At 33.9% G+C, this 20192-nt stretch carries 20 protein-coding genes; 7 read left to right on the top strand and 13 right to left on the bottom strand.

The features are described 5' to 3' along the window. Positions 1-28: 28 nt before the first annotated feature. The 3 genes from MKY60_RS09495 to MKY60_RS09485 form a co-directional block, all read right to left on the bottom strand. Positions 29-871 (bottom strand): sugar ABC transporter permease, encoded by an 843-nt coding sequence (locus MKY60_RS09495; RefSeq protein WP_340929617.1) that lies wholly within the window; start codon positions 869-871, stop codon positions 29-31. Beyond that, a complete protein-coding gene (locus tag MKY60_RS09490) occupies positions 871-2151 on the bottom strand; it encodes a carbohydrate ABC transporter permease (RefSeq protein WP_090561307.1) in 1281 nt (426 codons plus the stop codon). Before MKY60_RS09490 ends, MKY60_RS09495 begins: the two co-directional genes overlap by 1 nt. Before the next feature lie 140 nt (positions 2152-2291). Further along, a complete protein-coding gene (locus MKY60_RS09485; protein WP_241599872.1) occupies positions 2292-3590 on the bottom strand; it encodes an extracellular solute-binding protein in 1299 nt (432 codons plus the stop codon). Between the two features lie 349 nt (positions 3591-3939). On the opposite strand from MKY60_RS09485, the gene MKY60_RS09480 reads away from it, so the two are divergent. The 3 genes from MKY60_RS09480 to MKY60_RS09470 all read left to right on the top strand — a co-directional run bounded on the left by MKY60_RS09480 (position 3940) and on the right by MKY60_RS09470 (position 7368). Further along, positions 3940-5685, top strand: a complete 1746-nt coding sequence (locus tag MKY60_RS09480; protein WP_340929615.1) for a glycoside hydrolase family 13 protein — start codon at positions 3940-3942, stop codon at positions 5683-5685. Between the two features lie 540 nt (positions 5686-6225). Next, entirely contained in the window at positions 6226-7122 is an 897-nt protein-coding gene (locus MKY60_RS09475; protein ID WP_139219683.1) for a hypothetical protein, read from the top strand. Positions 7123-7176: 54 nt separating this feature from the next. Then, positions 7177-7368, top strand: a complete 192-nt coding sequence (locus tag MKY60_RS09470) for a hypothetical protein (protein WP_340929614.1) — start codon at positions 7177-7179, stop codon at positions 7366-7368. A gap of 16 nt (positions 7369-7384) precedes the next feature. On the opposite strand, the gene MKY60_RS09465 is transcribed toward MKY60_RS09470, so the two are convergent. The 7 genes from MKY60_RS09465 to MKY60_RS09435 all read right to left on the bottom strand — a co-directional run bounded on the left by MKY60_RS09465 (position 7385) and on the right by MKY60_RS09435 (position 14088). Beyond that, entirely contained in the window at positions 7385-7570 is a 186-nt protein-coding gene (locus tag MKY60_RS09465) for a hypothetical protein (protein WP_093494832.1), read from the bottom strand. Positions 7571-7748: 178 nt separating this feature from the next. Further along, positions 7749-8705 (bottom strand): tyrosine-type recombinase/integrase, encoded by a 957-nt coding sequence (locus MKY60_RS09460; RefSeq protein ID WP_340929613.1) that lies wholly within the window; start codon positions 8703-8705, stop codon positions 7749-7751. A 626-nt stretch (positions 8706-9331) separates the two neighbouring features. Further along, entirely contained in the window at positions 9332-10249 is a 918-nt protein-coding gene (locus MKY60_RS09455; RefSeq protein ID WP_340929612.1) for an aminoglycoside phosphotransferase family protein, read from the bottom strand. A 247-nt stretch (positions 10250-10496) separates the two neighbouring features. Next, positions 10497-11306 (bottom strand): YitT family protein, encoded by an 810-nt coding sequence (locus MKY60_RS09450; RefSeq protein WP_241599858.1) that lies wholly within the window; start codon positions 11304-11306, stop codon positions 10497-10499. Positions 11307-11448: 142 nt separating this feature from the next. Then, positions 11449-12258: a DUF4097 family beta strand repeat-containing protein gene (locus MKY60_RS09445; RefSeq protein WP_340929610.1), complete on the bottom strand. Its 810-nt coding sequence runs from the start codon at positions 12256-12258 to the stop codon at positions 11449-11451. A gap of 224 nt (positions 12259-12482) precedes the next feature. Further along, positions 12483-12968 carry a tetratricopeptide repeat protein gene (locus tag MKY60_RS09440; protein ID WP_340929608.1) on the bottom strand — a complete coding sequence of 162 codons (486 nt, stop codon included), beginning with the start codon at positions 12966-12968 and terminating at the stop codon, positions 12483-12485. Positions 12969-13206: 238 nt separating this feature from the next. Next, positions 13207-14088, bottom strand: a complete 882-nt coding sequence (locus MKY60_RS09435; RefSeq protein ID WP_340929607.1) for a GNAT family N-acetyltransferase — start codon at positions 14086-14088, stop codon at positions 13207-13209. A 177-nt stretch (positions 14089-14265) separates the two neighbouring features. On the opposite strand from MKY60_RS09435, the gene MKY60_RS09430 reads away from it, so the two are divergent. Continuing rightward, positions 14266-14835 (top strand): TetR/AcrR family transcriptional regulator, encoded by a 570-nt coding sequence (locus MKY60_RS09430; RefSeq protein ID WP_340929606.1) that lies wholly within the window; start codon positions 14266-14268, stop codon positions 14833-14835. Positions 14836-14901: 66 nt separating this feature from the next. Then, on the top strand, positions 14902-16323 hold the full coding sequence (locus MKY60_RS09425; RefSeq protein WP_340929604.1) for a DHA2 family efflux MFS transporter permease subunit: 1422 nt from the start codon (positions 14902-14904) through the stop codon (positions 16321-16323). Positions 16324-16410: 87 nt separating this feature from the next. On the opposite strand, the gene MKY60_RS09420 is transcribed toward MKY60_RS09425, so the two are convergent. The 3 genes from MKY60_RS09420 to MKY60_RS09410 all read right to left on the bottom strand — a co-directional run bounded on the left by MKY60_RS09420 (position 16411) and on the right by MKY60_RS09410 (position 18144). After that, complete coding sequence (locus tag MKY60_RS09420) at positions 16411-16659, bottom strand: DUF3658 domain-containing protein (protein ID WP_340931084.1); 249 nt, start codon at positions 16657-16659, stop codon at positions 16411-16413. A 9-nt stretch (positions 16660-16668) separates the two neighbouring features. Next, positions 16669-17226 (bottom strand): DUF1835 domain-containing protein, encoded by a 558-nt coding sequence (locus MKY60_RS09415; RefSeq protein ID WP_340929602.1) that lies wholly within the window; start codon positions 17224-17226, stop codon positions 16669-16671. 90 nt (positions 17227-17316) lie between these two features. Beyond that, positions 17317-18144: a MerR family transcriptional regulator gene (locus MKY60_RS09410; RefSeq protein WP_340929600.1), complete on the bottom strand. Its 828-nt coding sequence runs from the start codon at positions 18142-18144 to the stop codon at positions 17317-17319. Positions 18145-18245: 101 nt separating this feature from the next. On the opposite strand from MKY60_RS09410, the gene MKY60_RS09405 reads away from it, so the two are divergent. Next, entirely contained in the window at positions 18246-18719 is a 474-nt protein-coding gene (locus MKY60_RS09405) for a GNAT family N-acetyltransferase (RefSeq protein WP_093494818.1), read from the top strand. A 30-nt stretch (positions 18720-18749) separates the two neighbouring features. Continuing rightward, positions 18750-20114, top strand: a complete 1365-nt coding sequence (locus MKY60_RS09400; RefSeq protein ID WP_340929598.1) for an MATE family efflux transporter — start codon at positions 18750-18752, stop codon at positions 20112-20114. Positions 20115-20192: the final 78 nt, after the last annotated feature.

Raw genomic sequence — 20192 nt, 5'->3', positions numbered from 1 at the left:
ACCTACCCACTTCTTTCCGTTTAGGTAATTAACCTTTTGTACCACCAGCTGTGAGTCCAGAGATAAAATACTTTTGAAATGATAGGAAGAGTATTGTAATTGGAATTGCTATCAAAACTGAACCCGCTGCGAACGTAGTAAATTCATTTCCAAACTGCTTGGAAACTAATTCGTATAGACCGACGCCCATTGTGAATTTTTCTTCACTTCGAAGCATAATACGCGCAAGGATGAAGTCTCCAAAAGGAGCGATAAATGAAAAAAGTGCTACCACTGCTATGATTGGCTTTGATAAAGGCATAATAATTTGCCAAAAAATTCGTAAATGACCTGCCCCATCCATACGTGCAGATTCATCCAATTCTTTTGGAATTGTATCTAGGTACCCTTTCATTAACCAAGTATTCATCGGAATTTGGCCGCCAACATAAATAAGTATTAGTCCAGCATGTGTATCTAACAGATCCGTTCGTTGCGCAAGTACAAAAATTGCAATAAGCGCTGCGAAATTGGGTATCATTTGAAGGACTAAAAAGGTTAAAAGTCCATTTTTTCTACCGATAAAACGGTACCGAGAGAAAGCATACCCGGTAACTGCCACACTTAGTACTGCAAATACCATCGTTATTAAACTAATTTTCATGGAATTTAAGTACCATAAAACATAATTGGAGGTCTCTGTATCAAATAAGCTCTTATAGTGCTTGAATGTAGGGTTTTCAGGAAACATTGTTGAGCCTGAAAGACTTTGACCTGGGTTAAAGGAAGATCCTAATACCCATAGTAGTGGGTAAATAACGATTATTGCTGCAATCAGAAGAATAAGATAGGAAACTGACAGTCTGATTATTTTTTCAGTCTTATTAGTCATTACATCATATCCTCCTCTTTGAATGAATTAGTACGTTTAAATTGCCATAACGCTACAACTATTACAATCAGAGATAAAAGCATCGTAATTGCAGCAGCCTTCCCATATTGTCCAGAAGTCATCGTCAATTGATAAATCCAAGAGATTAGGATATCTGTTCCACCAGCATTTTGCCCTGGTATTGCAGGTCCTCCACCATTAAACAGGAAGATGACATTGAAATTATTGAAGTTAAATGTATATTGCGTAATAAGAATTGGGGCAGTTGCATACAGCACCATTGGTAAAGTGATACCTCGGAATTTCTGGAAAATAGATGCTCCGTCTACGTTTGCCGCCTCGTATAATTCTTCTGGAATAGATTGAAGTACTCCAGTTGTCATGGCAAATATAAATGGAAAACCGAGCCATGATTGTATTAAAATCAATGCTAATCTAGTCCACATTTCTTCTGTCATCCAAGGGATAGCATCGATACCCAACATACTAAGTATTTGTGTATTAATGACTCCAAAAGATTCATTGAACATACCCGAAAAGATTAAAATCGATACAAATGCTGGTACTGCCCAAGGTAAGATTAATATAGTACGAAAAAATGCTTTACCTTTTAAATCTTTTTGATTGATGACAACCGCTAAAAATACACCAATCGCAACTTGTAAGGTCGTTGCTCCAAAGGTCCAAACAATTGTCCAACCTAATACACCGAAGAATGTGGATCTCCAAAGATCTAATTTAAATATATCAATATAGTTTTGAATCCCTACCCAATCTACTAGTTTTGCAGGTGGAGAATGATATAAGTCATAGTTTGTAAATGAGAGAAGGATTACAAAGATAATTGGGAAAATAACTACGAAGATTAATAGTAAAAATCCAGGGGAAATCATTAGATATGGAAAACCATTATCCAGAAGATTATGATATTGCTCCCTCACACTGTTTAATAGGAACCCTTCATCCCGTTTTTTTCCATTGTTATATGCATCGTAAATATTGAATGCATAAATTCCAAGACCGATGATTGCTACCAATAATGCGATAATTCCATCGATTAATAAGAATATGGAATGATCAAGAATTGGAATTTCTCCAAGTGTGATCAAACCCCAGAATCCCCAATTTAGCGTTTGTGAGAAACTACTGAAGAATGCTACTGTTAATACTAAGAAAATGATCCCTTTTACAAACTGTTTATTATAAAATTGCCCAAAGCCTGGAATGATAGATAAAAACCCTGCATTTTTTCTATGTTTGGTTGTGACATTACTATCCATCGTAAATGTCGCCTCCTTCTTTCCTATCAAAGGAAAATACTCTCTTATTTTCGTGCAAATTTTCTTGTAATCATTATGTTTATATTAATATAGTAGCAAAGTCATGCTCCCTAATAGGAAACATGACTTTGCCTTGTTCATCAATTTGGGTGGTTTGTTTCTATATTTGTTTGAATAGTTTTTAGTGCATCATCCATTGCTGCTTTTGGTTCTGCTTTACCAGTAGCAAGCGTTTGTAGTGCAGATGCTGCTGGTCCCCATACTTCAGCCATTTCTGGAATATTTGGCATAGGTACTGCGTATTGAGATTGAAGAGCTACTGCTTTTGCCCCTTCGTTATCAGCAATAATAGGATCTTCAATCAATGATGTAACCGGTGGAATTTCTTGAGTTAATTCAAAACGAATTTTTGCATTTTCTTCATTTGTTAACCATTCCACTAACTTAGTTGACCAGTATTTATGTTCTGTAAAAGCTGATACATGCCACCCTTTAACTCCCATAAATGTTTTCATATGTTCGCCATTTGGTAATGTTGGCATTGCTGCGACTCCGATATCAATTCCAGCATCTTTCATACCTTGGAACGCCCAAGGACCATCCATCACGGAAGCAACTTTTCCTTCATTGAAAAGACCATCTTTAGCTGAACCGCCACTATCTCCAATAATTCCTTTAGGGAATAAACCTTCTGCATACCATTTTTGAATATATTCTGCTCCAGCGATAGCTCCTTCGTTGTTTAAACCAATATCATCGCGGTCAAGTGCTCCATCGTTCTCTTGGAATACATATCCGCCCATACCTGCGATGACACCATGTGCAAAGTAGAAGTCATCCCATTTTGCTAAAAATCCAAACTTTTTACCATCAGTAAAATCATTTGCAAACGTATATACTTCATCCATTGTCTCTGGCGCTTCCGGCATTAAAGCCTTATTGTAGATAAACACCGGTGTTTCTGTAGCCTTTGGTAGTCCGTAGAGCTTACCATTATATTTTTGTGCAGTCACAGCTGATTCACTAAAAGTAGAAAGTACTTCATCACTTACTTCGATTTCTTGAAGTAATCCTTCTGTAACAACTTGCCCGATTTGATCATGGGGTAAAGTTACTACATCTGCTCCAGTTCCCGAGGGACCATCTAAGCGCAGTTGATCACGCATTTTATCTGCCATACCTAATTCTTTAAATTCTACTTTAATACCGTATTCTTTTTCGAAAGATGCTATTGCGGGTTCTAAAGCGATAGACTTATCTGTATCTTCCCAAACAACAAGTTTTTCTGGTTTTGCTGGTTCTTCAGTTGATTCTGCTTCAGTTTCTGTTTCTTTTTCATCCGTGTTCGTTGGAGTTGTTTCCTCTCTTTTTGGCCCACATGCAACAAGTAGAGCAGCGGTAATAATGAGCATGAACAACAATGTTAATGACTTTTTCATCTTTAAACCCCTCCTATGTTCTGTATAATTACTACATATTCCAAGCTGGACAACCGTTTGCACAAAAATATAAAAGAAAGCGCTAACATAAAATTGCTAAAAAATAATCTTTTCCATCTACAATCAGTGTTTATATGTGATTTGAAGAATAATACTAGCTTTAATTCTATGAAAGCGATTGCACAACTTATTGTTTTATTATACATTTATTTGAGGAGGAAACAATCTATTTTTTATAAATTTTTTAAATATTTTATTTTCACATGCTCAACCCAGGCACTATGACACGTTGTGCACAGGTATTCACATTAATAAACGCAACCATGCGCGTTTAAAAAGGAGATGTATTATGGAAAAAACAGCTATTTTTCACCGATCGACCGATAACTATGTATATTTACTAGACGATCAAACACTTCAAATACGAATCAAAACAAAGCATAATGATGTAAATACTGTTTCTCTAATAATGGGTGATCCGTACATTTGGAGTAATGGACAATGGCAGTATTCAAAAATGCCCATGAATTTAGTTGGAAATGATGGTCTCTTTGACTATTGGGAAACAGAAGCCTTTGTTGCAACTAATAGACTAAGATATGGCTTTAAATTGGGTTCATCTACTGAAGAGGTAATTTATACTGAAAAAGGATTTTATGACAACATACCTGAAGATAGTGACTATTATTTTTGCTTTCCCTATTTACATGAAAATGAACTATTCCAAGCTCCAAAATGGGTAAAAGATACTGTTTGGTATCAAATATTCCCCGAACGCTTTGGTAATGGTGATCCTACCATTAATCCCGAGAACACAAAAAAATGGGGTAGCGAACTTCCCGCCGTGAATAATTTCTTTGGTGGTGATTTTGCTGGTGTTACAGCTCATTTGGATCATTTAACTGATATCGGTGTAAATGGTATTTATTTTACGCCAGTGTTTAAAGCACACTCAAATCATAAATACGATACCATTGACTATATGGAGCTAGATCCGCAGTTTGGCGATGCAGCGGCTTTAAAAGAGCTAATCACACAATGTCATAAGCGCGGCATTAAAGTGATGCTTGATGCCGTATTCAATCACAGTGGTTACTATTTCCCTCCTTTCCAAGATGTCCTGAAAAATGGTGAAAACTCAGTTTATAAGGATTGGTTCCACATCCACAACTTCCCGGTTGTTGGAGGAGATAAGCCTAATTACGAAGCTTTTGGATTTGTAGAATCTATGCCAAAGTTAAATACTGCTAATCCGGAGGTGAAAAAGTATCTGCTGGATGTAGGTGCCTATTGGATTGAGGAATTTGATATTGATGGATGGCGACTTGATGTTGCAAACGAAGTAGATCAGCCTTTCTGGCGTGAGTTTAGAAAAATAGTAAAAAAAGCAAAACCAGATGTATATATTCTTGGGGAAATATGGCATGACTCAATGCCATGGCTACGAGGAGATCAGTTTGACGCTGTAATGAATTATCCGTTTAAAACGAACGTACTGAATCTCTTAGCAAATAATAGTATTAATTCACAGCAATTCGTGGAGAACATGAGTAAGGTTTACTATAGCTACCCGAAAACTGTGTTTGATTATACATTTAATCTTGTAGGCAGTCATGATACACCTAGAATTCTTACCGAATGTGGGGATAATATTAATAAAACGAAGCAGGTATTTACAATTCTCTTAACATTCATGGGCACTCCCTGCATTTATTACGGGGACGAAATAGGTCTCACAGGTGGTCAAGATCCTGGCTGCAGAAAATGCATGGACTGGAACGAAGATAATCATGAGCTGGAGCTTAAAAACCATATACGCATTCTAAATACGCTTCGGAAAAAAGAAAAGTTGCTAGCTAATGAAGGTTTTGTAACATTCCTACATCCTACCGAACCTAATGGTATATTTGGGTATAAGAAATATACTGCTAATAAAACTATTTTAGTCTTACTTAATCCAAACTCTAGTAACCAAAAATTTTCGCTTGAGAAAAGCGAAAATTATAATATACTTTATAGTTCTAATATCGTAATAAAAGGTACTCAAGTTAACATAGATCCAGATGGATTTGGAATCATTGAATATAACGTATAACTATTCTTTCTAGGCAAGTACTTACACTTGCCTAGAAATATTTTAAATGTAATTTAGTTTACATAATAATATTATTGATTTTATTTGTTAATCAAATCCATCTCTTAAAATATTGATGACTTCACCACTAATCGATAGCCCCTATATAAATAATCGTTATATATTAAAACAAGTGAATCAGTTTCATAAATCCGAACAACGCTGACAAAGCTTCAATCTCCTCGTCACTACGAAAACATATGCTCCTGCGGTTACTCGACGCAAAGGCAGTGGTCAAACAAATTTTGACCACTGCCTTTTCTGCCTCGCTTTCAGCTCGCTCTGTTACCGCTGGAGTCGCCGCCTGCCTCTCCAATCAAAGAGATCGCTTTTTAAAAAAAGAATAATATATTGCGATATTAAGTAAACATTCGTATTTTTAAATGAAACAAGTATTCATGAATTTGACTCAAACTGAATACCAATACATATATTTTATTAATAATAGATGAAAGAAGCACCAATAAATGAAATGAAAAGGGGCTGACAGAATTACACCATATGAATATGAACAAAGAAAAAAGGACGTTCTTTCAATGGATAAATTTTTTAATTCCGTACTTTTATACAGCAGGAATCACACTTATAATATCGTGGATGATTGTTGCATCTATACTAATTGGTTTTCATACATGGAAAGATAATCCCCAGGCTTTTCTTCTACAGACTGAAAGCACAAACAATAGTGGTTCTACAATTAATACAGCAGAAACAGCGTTTTCAATAATTGTTAAGCCTTTCGTTGAATCCAATTTTAATCAAATCATTTTTCGAGGCCTTTTTTTGCTTTTCATATGGTTGCTTCTATTTCTTACTGTACCTGTTGCTTTTAAACGTTTAAAAAGATTCAAGTTTTTAAATCTTGAATTTGAAGTAGATAATATCGAGCAGGCTGCTATAGAAACTGTTGAGATCAGTGGAACTAAAGCAAGACTTATGGCATATTTTACTGGGGATGATGCTTCCGGAAGAACATTGGATTTTTTGACTCAATCTACAATAGACTTTAAAGAAGTACTTGAGTATTTCCTAGCTGAAACTCAACTAGGATACAAAAATCATCCGATCAATGGGGTCTTCACGTATGAAATATACAATGGTACTGCACCTGAAAAATTATATGAGTTAGTGGAGGAATCCAAAGAATCTGGGGAATCTGCAGTTTTTAACAAAATCAATGAAGAGAATTTGTGGAAGAAAAGCTATCTTGTGTATTATTTTGCTTTTAACCATAATGAATACATTACGGTAATAGAAAGTTATTCCTATTCCTTTGATATACTAGACAAGTATTTATTTGAGTTGCTTCATAAAACGATTAGTAAAAACCTGGAGAATATTGAGTATATGGTAGCTTTAACAGACACTGAAGAAGATACAAACAATGGTGATTACTGATCTTGACTATGTATTATAAAAAATCATATATCCTAGAAAAAAGGAGTCATGAATATGGTAAGTGCCAGAAATCCGATCAATACAGATGATGTTAGAGTGCGTGCAGCAGAAAAATTAAGTCGATTTAGTGCAAAACAAAAAGATAGAAAAGCTAACACAATTACAGGTGATATTGTTAAACCGATTTACCTTAGTAAATCAGAACCATTAGTAAAACGAATGACGTGTTTCCAAAAACATAATTAGTAAATACCCGCTTTCTTCAAAGCGGGTATTTTTTTTGGTGCTTTAAACTTTTGGAGTGTTTTTTGGCTATTTCTTGCATAATAGGTGAAGATCCAACCAAATCTGCTGCATGTTTTATAGGCAGTTTTCCTAGGTTTATTTCACTAATGCTTTTAAATTTTTCTCCCTTTAAATACCTTTTATAAATTTCTGTTATTTTCAAATTTTATTGCCCCCCTCTTCCACCAGCGAAACCGTATGCGTATATTGTAGTATATTCTCTTACTTCAAAAAGTTATAAATGAAAATGAAAATTATTCATATTTCGTCTTATTTCAGCAATTTTTCTACAAGTGAAACTAAATAATTCCATTGTATTTAGTTTACATAATAATATTATGTTAACCTAATTGGTTGAAAGGATTATTTTCTATTACTCTTTCAATTTCTTTATCTTCCACATGTGTATAAATTTGTGTAGTAGATACACTAGTATGACCTAAAATATGCTGTAGACTTCTAATGTCTGCACCACTTTTATACATAAGAGTTGCAGATGTATGTCTTAACTTGTGCGGAGTTAGTTTTTCTTTATTTAAACCAGAATCCTGGTTTATTTGTTTGATAATTTTTGCTACTGTTTGCCTTGTCAGTCTAGTTCCTTTTTGTGACAGGAATAGCGCTTGATTTGTAGATGCATCTTGAATGTATTGGCGTTCTTTTTCCATATATGTATGTAGAGAAACAGTACAAGCTCTGTTTAGAAAAACGGTACGTTCTTTATCTCCTTTACCTATCACATGCAATACATTATCCTGAATGGATGTAAGGTTTAAGCTACAAAGCTCCGAAACACGAAGACCTAGATTTAATAAGAACATGATCATGCTATAATTTCGATAGTAATGATTACTTTTTTTTATTCCTGCAATAAATATTTCTGCCTCTTTTTGATCCATATAAATCGGCTTTTTCTTACCGATTTTCGGCGTTTCCAATTCATCCGCTGGATTTTCGTCCAACATTCTTCTTTTCCCTTTCAAATATTTAAAAAAGGACTTAAGTGTTGCTGCCTTCCTAGCTCGTGAAGCAGCACTATTACTACGCTGTAATTCACAGTATTCCAAAAACAAATACATATCTTCTAGAGAGATTTCTCTTATAAAATCTATCGTTACATCTTTAATAGAAATTTCATCGATTTTTGATATATCTATATCATTTTCCACTGCTATTAGAAATCTTAAAAACAAAGTGATGTCATACTCATACTCTTTTCGTGTTCGTAAAGATTTCCCCTTTATAGTCGTTAAATAGACCAAAAAATCTTTTACTATTTTGGGTAATTCTTTTTGCATTGCTTCCACCTCTTCTACTCCCATTTTATCACAAATTAAGGTTCCCAAATATGAATTTGGGAACCTTATTGAATTTTATAGTGTTTTATCGTGAAAAATCCAATTTGGCGTTAATTTACTTCCAAATATTAGGACGCTTCAAATTCGCATTGAGAGCCTTTTAATTTTGATTTGATGAGTTGTTGTACGAAACTTACTTCTGTGGCCGCAAAACTCTATTATAATTAGACTATTTAGTTAATTGGGAATTTGCACTCTAAATTTATAACTTAAAACACATCTTCATTATTCCCAGACAAATTTAAACTCCTATAGTTATATCGAATAATAACAAAACAATTCATTAAACCAAATATGGCGAACAATGCTACTAAAAGTTCCTAAGAAATTTTGGATACACAAAAGGACCGAATAACTTTGAAACATTATTCGGTCCTTTTGTGTTCGGTAAATACACACCGTATTTACAAACTTATATTTCGATGACTCTATTTTATTAGTAACTCCATCCTTTAAGTACAGCAATTAATACAATCTCAGCATATAAAAAATTGAAAAATTCATGGTTAGCCATAAAACCCATAACTTCTGCACATATTCATCCTTTCAAATGCTGAAGCATCAAGTCAAGAATCTAATAAATTTGGACTTCTGAACTCTTCAAACCATTGTGCACATAAATATGTATTTTTCCAATCAGAATTATTATCATCTATTCCCCAACAAGCATATAAAATCGACATTGCAATTGCTGCTTTTAAAAGTCGATTTTTGTCCATTTGCATTTCATCACAAAGCAGGTTAACCCTCTGTTCTAGTACCTTTTTTGGATTTGGTTTATTAAACAATTGATTAATTAAGAATGAAGTTGTATCAAAATACGGATCGCCAGTTACTCCTTTTGGATCAATTGCTATCCAACCATGAGTATCCGAGTATAAAATATTTTCATGATGTAGATCACCATGTAGAAGCTCGCTGCCTTTTGAGGAATTAGTTATTTCCATAAAATAGGTTTTAGCAAGACAAATAAAATCATCTGAAATAAGTCCTTGGTTAGTTGGATTTGTTGCCTGAAAACGATCTAGTGACTCCATCCAATTGCCTATAGATGGATGGTTTGCGTTTTTTTTCACTGATTGCCTAAGAGCACTCCAAACCTTCGCAAAGTGACTGATTGAATTTAGTTCTTCTACTTTTGTAAGCATCGTGCCAGGAAGTATATGCTCAAGTAACATTGCCCCGTTTTCAGCATCTGACTTGATTATTGCTACACATCCTTTTCCCCCATAAGTTTCAAGTGTTCTTATTTCATTACTAAAATCGTAATTTGGAATACCGATTTTCAAAATGAACGGATTATCTTCCGCATCTTTTACTTTTACGACGTAATTATAAGATAGATTATCTACAGGGGCTACAAAGGTTAAGTTCCATTTTTTTATATAGTTTTGAACAATTGAATCCAATTCTTCTAGCCATTTTTCTCCAATGGCACCAAATGCACCGATTACTTTTTGACTGAACTGATCCGTGTACTCCATGATTTCCCCACCTTTAATCCTATGTATTCTCTCTATATCTACATTTTACATTAGACAACTGTATTTTGCAGGGGACGATCTAAAAATAATTATATGCTTTGTTTATAAAGGCTAATACAGTACCTTTTGCCGGTGGAAAAACTGGCATAATTTCTGTGGTTTCATACTTGTTTTCTTTATAGTATGATGAAAGATATTTGAATATTAAAAAGCTGATGTCTAAATAAATTATGACATCAGCTTTTTTTTAGTTCTGAGCAAAGTGTCCATCGACTTCAACAGTTTCAACAATATTTATAAATGCATGCTCATCATGCTTTCTTACAATTTGTTTAATTTGCATTGTTTCGTATCGAGTAACGACCATCATTAAAATATGTTTTTTCTCCAATGTGTAGCCACCATATCCTTCTGTAACTGTCACACCACGATAAATACTTGCTAGTAACTCTTGACGGATGGGTTCCCCAGCAGTTGTGATTATTTGCATTGTTAGTTTTTCATGATTCGTGTAAAGTGTGTCAATCGCTTTTCCAGTCAGATAGATCGATAATAATGTATACAATGCAATTTCCCAGTTAAATACGGCTCCAGAAATAAGTACGATTACACTATTCATCCCAGTAAGTAAAAGACCAACACTAAAATTACTTGAGCGAGAAATAATAATAGCTATTATATCCATTCCACCAGAAGTTCCTGAGTATTTCATAATAAGACCTATTCCAAGGCCACCTATAGCTCCACCAAATATAGCAGATAGCAATATATTATCTGAAATAGACTCCGCTGGAATTATATATAGAAAAACAGATAACGATAGTACACATACAAGCGTATTTAGCGTAATTTCTTTTCCAAGCTTGTAATACCCTAATATTAATAGAGGTACGTTCATAATAAAGTTAAGTATACCTGTGTCAAAAGGAGTTATAATTCCTAATAAAATAGCTATACCACTTATTCCACTGCTTAAAATTTCATGAGGTACTAAGAATGCATTAAATGCAAAAGCTATTACAAAGGAGCCCACAATTACAATTAGGTTTTTCAACATATGACTGCTCCTTTCTTCCATAAAAAAACTCGCCCATTAAGGACGAGTTTTTCTTCTACTAGAATTTTCTCTTCGCAAATGATATAAGAAATAATTTAACAAAGATTAACGCACTCGTCAATATATTGCTTGTATTTCTTTATTAATTTCCCTTTTTCAAAGAAATTATTCCATTATCAGTATTTATACTAATCTTATTCTCTCCATTACCAAAAACGGTCTTTTCATTCGAAGAACCAAATATATCGATTCTTCCATTATCTATTTCCGCTTGTATTGTTGCATTCTTAGGTTCAGATGTTGTACGAATATCAACAAGTCCATTATTCGTTTCTAAAGTAATTGATCGATCTAGATTATCGGTAACCATTGAAATTTGACCATTATCTGACTCCGCTTGTATATCTCCGGTCACATGATGAAGATCAATCTTCCCATTGTTTGTTTTTACATTGACCATCTTACTTTCCAAATCCTCTAATACGATTTTTCCGTTATTCGACTCAATTTCGATGTTTTCAAATTGTAGTTCCTGTACGAAAATTTGACCATTGCTAGTCTCCGTTGTCAGCTCATCGTATTTTTCATCTGGAACTGATACGATAATTTTGTTGCCGGAAAAACTGAATCCAAAGTCGAAGACATTAAATAGCTTCTTTTTCATTTCTACATGAAGAGTATCACCTTCCACGTATGCATTTAATTTATTGCTTGAGCTTTTTTTACTTATAAACTCAACTTTGCCGTTAGAAGCAGATGTTCGAACTACTTCAATAGCCGTGTTGTCCCCTGTAATATCTATCCGCGAGAACTCTTCCGCTAACTCAATTTTTTCTGTATTTTTGATAAACCCACCTGCAATATTCATCCCTACGTTTATAGCTGCTCCTAAAACTACAACTATTATTGCTATAATACCAATCTTTTTTAAACTCACTACTGTAACCTCCATTTGTTTACCTCTTACATTTCATTATAAAGAAATAAATACCATTTCCTATGGTCTTGAGATGGGAAGTTCTCTAAGCCTTAAGATGTATATCATTTAGGGATAAATTGACAACTAAAGCTAAAATAAATCGTATACACTTAAGAATAATAGAATTATAAATACTCAATATCCTATGCAAAGAAGTATATAAACCGTTTATGTATAAATACTTGTCACTCTCTAGCTTAGTTCCAAACGTCATCAAGATGCTTAGAGTAAAATTTTAATGCTCTTTCATATTCAAGAATTTGTTTATCTTCAGTCGTTTCCAATAGTACCTCTAATAATAATTCGGTGGCATTTGAATGGTCGCTAAGATTGTATAAAGTGATGGCATAGAAAACTTGAATAGCTTTATTATTTGGAAATAGTTCGATTCCTCGTATGAATACTCTTTTCGATTTCTCATAATCACCGAGTGCTCTGTATGTGCTCCCCAATCCTATAATGGCCCCTTCCATTTCATCATTTGGGAGGCCGAGATCTATTGCTTTTTCATAGAATGCTACTGCTTTTGTCTCCTCACCTAAAATGTCGAAGCTCCAACCACATTGGTAGAGGATGCTTGCGTTACTCGGGTATTTCTCTACTAACTTTAACAAAAGTTCGTTTGATTCATTTTTCATGCCATTATTCCTCAAAATAATCGCTTCCTCTATTTCCTTAATCATAATTGAATATCCCTCTCTATTATGGTATTTGTTATTGAATGTAGAATACTAGAATGTAAGGAGTTAAATGATGGATTTATTATATTTGAACTTTTTTTCATTTTGTTGATTACTCGTATGACTTACGGAAGACGCAAGATGTATTATCAAACCTTTGATGATGCAATGTCCGGTATCGTGCCAAGTATTATGAGATACCAAGCATGAAAAGAGTTATGAAGAACTAACTTCGAACAGACTAATTCTTTTCTATTTTATATGCAATCATTGCATGTTTTATTTGAAATCTTGATGCCTTATAAAGAGCAATTGCAGTTTTGTTATTTGCCCCCACACTTAAAGTGATCTCTTCTATTTCTTCATATGAAAATAAATGATGAAGAGCAGCTTCCATTAACTTAGTTGCTATTCCTTGCCCTCGATACTCTGATGAAACAGCAATGTATTCAATTACTCCTTCTCCGTGAAGTGGGACAGCCTCTACGTACACATATCCCTTTACATCGTTATTGTCTTGGATGATGAATAATTGATTGTCTTCACTAATTCTTGAAAGGATTTGGTTACTACTATAATAAGTATTTGGAAAGGCTAGTTTATGAAGGGCACTAAATGACGTTTGAAAGGAATTTTCATAAGTTTGGATATGTAAATTTTGTCCTTCCTTGATACTATTTCTATCTATACTTAAAATAAGATGATTCCCATTTTCCTCTCCATTTTTACTTTCAATAAATTTCCTAACTAAAGTATTTTTTTCATTAACAAAAAACTGGTACTCGTTTAGTTTGAAAGGAATGGTATCCTCTAATTCTTTCCATAAATCATTTGCCAACTGAGGATAGTCATCCTCATTCTTTATAAAGGGACCCCATACCTCTGTACTTTTATTTTCTTCATCAATGTCAAATCCTAAAGCTCCAATTATGTTGTTCTCGGAATAGGCAACGATAAATGATTTCGTTATATCGATATCAGAGAAATCAGTTGTAAGAGTATCGTAAATCTCCTTTTTATATTGTCCGCAATAACCAATATGATAGGAATCATCACTATTTAAAACCTCTAAGAAAACAGCTAATTCCTCCAAATGCTTAGGGGGACTTATATAGGTTGTCATAGAAATCACCTTTTCTAATATATCTTTATCAGATCATTTTATCATTTAGATAATTGTAAAGATATACACATTTGGTAAAAAGAACTACACCTTTGATAAATAACTTTTGACAAAGGAAAAATTTATCTTTATATTATTCTAATAGACCGGTTGGTATAATTTATGAGGTGATTTAAAATGTCCGCTAAAAATAATTCCAAAGACATTCTTATTGAAACTGCTTCACGGCTTTTTCGGATAAAAGGCTACTATGGAGTAGGACTTAAAGACATTCTTGAGGAAAGTGGAATTCCAAAAGGATCTCTTTATCATTACTTTCCACAGGGGAAGGAACAACTAGCGATTGCAGCGATTAACCATACTAAAGAAATTGTTGTAAATGAAATTCAAGCATTGTTTGATGAATTTGAAGATCCTATCAAAGCATTTCAAACACATTTGCAACATTTATCCGAAATCATTATAAAAAGTGATAACATAGGGTTCCCCATTGGAACTATTGCTGGTGAAACCTATTCAACAAGTGAACCAATCCGAATGGCTTGTCATTTAGCATTTGAAGAATGGCAAGCAATTTATAGGAAGAAATTACTTAAATGCGGATATGACAAAGCTCAGTCAAATGACTTGGCCCTTGTGGTAAATCTAATGATTGAGGGTGCTATTCTTTTATCTTTAACAAATAAGAGTAATAGACCGCTTGAAGTTGCCAAAGAGCAAATTACATTATTATTAAGAAAAGATTAATTTAAATTCTTCAGAAAATGTATTATATGGACGGTCTATGTAGTCATTAATTGGAGGAATTTGTTCATGATTGAAAAAGCAACACAACAAGAAAAACAAGTATTTAAAACAACCCCTATCTTAATTTCGTTTTTAATTGCAGGGTTTGTCGGATTATTTAGTGAGACAGCACTGAACATGGCACTAGGAGATTTAATAGTAATATTTGATATTAGTCCACCCTCAGTCCAATGGCTAACAACTGGTTACCTCTTGACATTAGGGATATTAGTACCTATTTCAGGATTTATCATGCAGTGGTTCACTACAAGACAATTATTTATAGCTTCTCTGCTATTTTCTATTATTGGAACACTTATTGCAGCACTTGCACCAAGCTTTACTGTATTACTGCTATCACGGGTTATACAAGCAGTAGGAACAGGATTACTACTTCCATTAATGTTCAATACCATTTTACTCATTTTCCCTGTTCATAAAAGAGGGGCAACAATGGGAATCATGGGATTGGTGATTATGTTTGCACCAGCAATTGGGCCGACTATTTCTGGTCTTGTGCTTGAGAAACTTACTTGGCACTGGATTTTCTGGATTTGCTTACCATTCCTTCTGCTTGCTTTGTTGTTTGGAATTAAATTCGTGCAAAATGTAACAACTGTAACGAAACCTAAAATAGACATACTTTCTATTATTTTATCAACTATTGGTTTTGGTGGAATTGTGTATGGCTTTAGTAGTGCAGGAGAAAAAGGTTGGGGTAGTACTATAGTTACTGTTACTATTATTGTCGGTCTTTTCGCACTGACTTTGTTCTCTATGAGACAATTCAAAATGGAAGTTCCAATGATTGACTTACGTGTTCTAAAATATCCAATGTTTACACTAGGCTTATTAAGTGTATTTATTACCTTTATGGTAATCATGTCCTCGATGATACTATTGCCTTTATACTTACAAACAGGACTTGCATTAGCAGCATTTACGGCTGGGCTCGTACTTTTACCAGGTGGGGTCCTAAATGGTTTTATGTCTCCTTTGACTGGGCGAATATTTGACAAATATGGTCCAAGAGGTCTTGTAGCACCTGGTTTCATCATCATGATTATTATGTTGTGGATGCTATCCAATATCACTGTTGATACTTCTATTATTATGGTAATTATTATGCACTCTGTTCTATTTATCGGGGTGTCTATGGTTATGATGCCAGCTCAGACAAATGGACTTAATCAGCTTCCAAGAAACCTGTATCCTGATGGAACTGCTTTGATGAATACATTACAGCAAGTATCTGGTGCGATTGGAACGGCTGTTGCAATTACAATTATGTCAACTTCTCAGAACGCTTATTTAAAAAACGCAACCAATTTAATGGATCCGGAAACAGTTAGTATGTCATTAACTGCTGGGGTTCAAGATGCGTTTATATTTGGCTTAATCCTAGCTATTATTGGATTAGTCATGTCCTTATTTATCAAAAAGGCATAAAATCTAAAATACAACCCTATTCTATGAGTTCTCTACTCAGAATGGGGTTTATTTCTATGTTTTTGCTTAGATTGTTCGGTATTACAATTATTTAATATCTTTTATTTTATACATACGCATGGATTGAAGGTCTCCCTCATAAGACAACTGTCCTAAATGAATAAGAGAACGTACACGGTATTCTATCCATGCATCCGATACCACTTGCTCCGATAAACCAACCACTTCACCTATCACACGTGTTGCATTCAAAAATTCTATATTTTTTCGTTCACTATGTAACTTCCTCACACATTCCATTATAAACGAATCATCTCTTGTTTCTAATTCATCGATGATTTCCCCTTACTTCCAAGACCGAACAATGCTTGTACTCTGTAGCAGTTTTTCCCCCTCCTGTTCTAAAGTTCTTGTCAATCCATCTGAAATCTGAAAAATGGAAAATTCATGAAAATGAGCTAACTGCTCTGCATTACACTCCCCGGTATGACGAATTTCATTACGCAATTCCTTACGTTCTGTATAATCTCTCATTGCATTGTAAGTATTTACAACATTAATTTCAACTTGTTTTTCTTTTAACAAATTACAGATGATGCGAAGACCAATTTGCTCTGTAGCATTTTCACAAGTCCAAATCGTTACTTGGTCACCATGCTTTATATCCGCCAATTTTTGTAATGACTGTTGATACATAGTTTGGTTATCTTCAAAATTACCCCATACTGTGTGGTATGAATTTTCCAACCAAGTAAAATAACTTTTAATACCGCTGTTTTCATAAACATTTCTAATTGGTCCGATAGAAAAGTCTATAGGGAAACCAATTATTTTGTGCTTATGTTCACTTAAAGCGTGTTTTAAGCTACCAATCGCAGAATCTCCAAAAATGAGATGAATCACACGAACACTTCCGATTCTAAGTATATTTTTTCTTTTTGTTAAATTATTTGTACATGAAATATATGAAATATGAATTCATTTCTGCTCACATTAAATCTCTTCCACTTCTACCAATATTTGAGTGACATAATTATCACTTCCACTTACAGAGATTTCATCTAGTATATATTCCTCGTACGAATAGCTTCCAAGCTTTATTTGATGTTTATCGATAAATTTCATGATTTTTTTATAAGTTTTAGAAATATTTTTATCGTTCCCAACATGATAAGCGACTACATATAATCCTTTTGGTTTCGTGTAAAATGATATATTTTTTACATCGGCCTCTGTTTTCGTGTACAAGTAAGAATAATTGTCATAATCCTCTTTCATCAGCTTCGCCCTATTTACCATGGCACCAATTGGATAACCAATATCAAGTTCATTTTTGTATAAAAAATCAATGAAATGGGAGACAGATTTTAAGAAAGATCGATCAGAACAATCCAATATAGAGTCACTTAAAAATAATAACTCCTCTTCCTGTATCTCTAGACTGATTTGTTTAAAATCTAACTTTAGTGCATTTTCCGTTAGAGCTATCTTTGTATCGATTATCTTTTGTATTTGGTTCAAATTATTTATCTTTTTTTGGATTTCCAATGACTTCACTTTTAATAACTTAATCAATTCGTCAGGGGTCTTATTGTTCAAGAATAGTTTAATTTCCTTTAAAGGCATGTCCACCTCTTTGAGGAGTTCAATAACGTTAAAAACATCAAATTGATGATAGGAATAATATCGATAACCTTTTTCGTTTTTGATTTCTGGTGAAAGAAGCCCAATTTCATCATAATGAAATAAAGTCTGTTTTTTCACGTTACATAACTTTGCGAATTCACCTGTCGTAAAATATTTACGTAAATTCTCGCTCATTTACTAATTCCCCCTTGACTGTATGGTTACCGGATACTTTAGGATGTAACTATACCATTTAAAACTATCTATTTGTACTAAAAAGAAAGGATTTGATAGTCATGAATATTTCCATTCGTGACGTAGCGCAAGATAATGTTCAAGATATATTAAAGTTAAGTGTCGGAGAGTTACAAGCTTCTTTTATAGAAACAACTGAACAATGTTTAGCAGAAGCCCGTGAATGCACTATATATAAACCAGTGGGTCTCTATTCTGACGAGTGTTTAATCGGATTTGCAATGTATGGGTTTTTCTCTGAAGAAACAGACAATGGTCGAGTATGGTTGGATCGTTTTTTAATCGATTCCAGATACCAAGGTTTTGGTTATGGAACTATTATGCTGAATGCATTAATACAGAAACTAGTCAATGAATTTTCATGTACCCAAATATATTTAAGTGTATATGAAGAAAATAAATCTGCGATTCACTTATACCAAAAATTTGATTTTCATTTCAATGGTGAATTCGATCTAAAAAATGAAAGAATTATGGTGAAAAATATAACAAACTTAAACGGACAGCTAGAATAACTCTACTCTACAAAACAACAGGTGAATAATATGAATGAAACATTAAGAAATACCCCAACTAAAAAATTATTTCTAACGTATCTAATCCCTTCCTCACTCGGAATGCTATTAATGGCAGTCAATATTTTAGTCGACGGCATTTTTGTTAGTAATGGAATAGGTCCCGAAGCCCTTGCAGGTATTAATATAGCGGTTCCTATATTCTCAATTTTACTATCTATTTCGCTCTGGATTGGGATGGGGGGAGCAACACTATTTTCCATTTCACTTGGAGAAAGTAATATTAAAGAAGCACGCTCAATCTTTTCACAATCCTTTTTCCTAGCTGTTATCATTGTCGGTGTACTTGTCATACTAAGTTTATGGAAGCAAAAAGAAATCGCTTATTTGTTTGGTGCAAGTGATGAAATTTTCCCTTATGTAAAAGATTATCTTCATATCATTCTAGTGTTTGGTGTCGTTTATGTGATTGAAAATATATTAAGTATTTTTATACGAAATGATGGAAATCCAAAACTTGCTATGCTTGGACTGGCTACTACCTCAGTTCTTAACATTGTATTTAATTATTTATTTATTTTTGTAATGGAACTTGGTGTTGAAGGTGCTGCCTATGCAACTGTTATATCAACCGCTATTGGTTTAGTCGTTTTACTACTCCATTTCACTCGAAAAAATAGTATGTTGAAATTCACTAAATTTAAATTTGAGCTAAAGACAGTTATTGAGATATTAAAGATTGGCTTGCCAAGTTTTATAGTAGAAGGTTCTGTAGCGATGACAATTATTGCGTATAATGTTACGTTTATGCATTTTGTTGGAGCAGTTGGTGTTACTTCGTATGCAGTTGTGAATTATTTACATGCCGTTTTCATCATGCTATTTATTGGGATTGGGGCGGCACTTCAACCTATTGTTAGCTTTCACTACGGTGCGAAGTTATATGCTCGTCTACAGCAATTCTTGAGATTAGGTGTGATAACAGGGATTTTATTCGGTGCTTGTATATTACTAGTCGGGTTGTTGTTCGGAGATGTGATTATTTCGTTATTTGGAGTTACCTCTGAAGAAGTGTTTACTTACACGAAGACAGGCATTTCCATGTTTTTCATTGGTTATTTATTTTTAGGTTTTAATTTAGTATACGCCGAATATTACCAAGCGATTAAGAAGATTAAACTTTCTTCTATTATAATCATTGCTAGAAGTATTGTGCTTTTTTTACCACTTTTATGGTTATTACCAACCTATGTAGGAAGTGATTACATTTGGCTTGCCTTCCCACTAGCAGAAGGAATTACAGCAATTGGTTTAGTAATTGCCAGATATACACTAAAAGCCCTAGCTCCGTTTAGAGATACCTCTGCAAAAGACATGCAAGGACTCAAATCATAACAAAGTATATATATAAAATGTCTCGTGAACACTGGCATCATTGGACTGGAAAGAATGATTAATACCGCTGGTTTCTGT

This window comes from Psychrobacillus sp. FSL K6-1415 (assembly GCF_038003185.1).
Classification (GTDB): domain Bacteria; phylum Bacillota; class Bacilli; order Bacillales_A; family Planococcaceae; genus Psychrobacillus; species Psychrobacillus psychrodurans.
This window is presented reverse-complemented; position numbering and strand designations above follow the sequence as displayed.

What these genes read in the sequence shown, in the direction of transcription:
- MKY60_RS09495 (WP_340929617.1), bottom strand. Translation starts at nt 871, where the DNA reads ATGACTAATAAGACTGAAAAAATAATCAGACTGTCAGTTTCCTATCTT.
- MKY60_RS09425 (WP_340929604.1), top strand. Translation starts at nt 14,902, where the DNA reads ATGATTGAAAAAGCAACACAACAAGAAAAACAAGTATTTAAAACAACC.
- MKY60_RS09445 (WP_340929610.1), bottom strand. Translation starts at nt 12,258, where the DNA reads ATGGAGGTTACAGTAGTGAGTTTAAAAAAGATTGGTATTATAGCAATA.
- MKY60_RS09470 (WP_340929614.1), top strand. Translation starts at nt 7,177, where the DNA reads ATGGTAAGTGCCAGAAATCCGATCAATACAGATGATGTTAGAGTGCGT.
- MKY60_RS09485 (WP_241599872.1), bottom strand. Translation starts at nt 3,590, where the DNA reads ATGAAAAAGTCATTAACATTGTTGTTCATGCTCATTATTACCGCTGCT.
- MKY60_RS09480 (WP_340929615.1), top strand. Translation starts at nt 3,940, where the DNA reads ATGGAAAAAACAGCTATTTTTCACCGATCGACCGATAACTATGTATAT.
- MKY60_RS09490 (WP_090561307.1), bottom strand. Translation starts at nt 2,151, where the DNA reads ATGGATAGTAATGTCACAACCAAACATAGAAAAAATGCAGGGTTTTTA.
- MKY60_RS09410 (WP_340929600.1), bottom strand. Translation starts at nt 18,144, where the DNA reads ATGAGCGAGAATTTACGTAAATATTTTACGACAGGTGAATTCGCAAAG.
- MKY60_RS09475 (WP_139219683.1), top strand. Translation starts at nt 6,226, where the DNA reads ATGAATATGAACAAAGAAAAAAGGACGTTCTTTCAATGGATAAATTTT.
- MKY60_RS09435 (WP_340929607.1), bottom strand. Translation starts at nt 14,088, where the DNA reads ATGACAACCTATATAAGTCCCCCTAAGCATTTGGAGGAATTAGCTGTT.
- MKY60_RS09460 (WP_340929613.1), bottom strand. Translation starts at nt 8,705, where the DNA reads ATGCAAAAAGAATTACCCAAAATAGTAAAAGATTTTTTGGTCTATTTA.
- MKY60_RS09450 (WP_241599858.1), bottom strand. Translation starts at nt 11,306, where the DNA reads ATGTTGAAAAACCTAATTGTAATTGTGGGCTCCTTTGTAATAGCTTTT.
- MKY60_RS09430 (WP_340929606.1), top strand. Translation starts at nt 14,266, where the DNA reads ATGTCCGCTAAAAATAATTCCAAAGACATTCTTATTGAAACTGCTTCA.
- MKY60_RS09455 (WP_340929612.1), bottom strand. Translation starts at nt 10,249, where the DNA reads ATGGAGTACACGGATCAGTTCAGTCAAAAAGTAATCGGTGCATTTGGT.
- MKY60_RS09400 (WP_340929598.1), top strand. Translation starts at nt 18,750, where the DNA reads ATGAATGAAACATTAAGAAATACCCCAACTAAAAAATTATTTCTAACG.
- MKY60_RS09440 (WP_340929608.1), bottom strand. Translation starts at nt 12,968, where the DNA reads ATGATTAAGGAAATAGAGGAAGCGATTATTTTGAGGAATAATGGCATG.
- MKY60_RS09405 (WP_093494818.1), top strand. Translation starts at nt 18,246, where the DNA reads ATGAATATTTCCATTCGTGACGTAGCGCAAGATAATGTTCAAGATATA.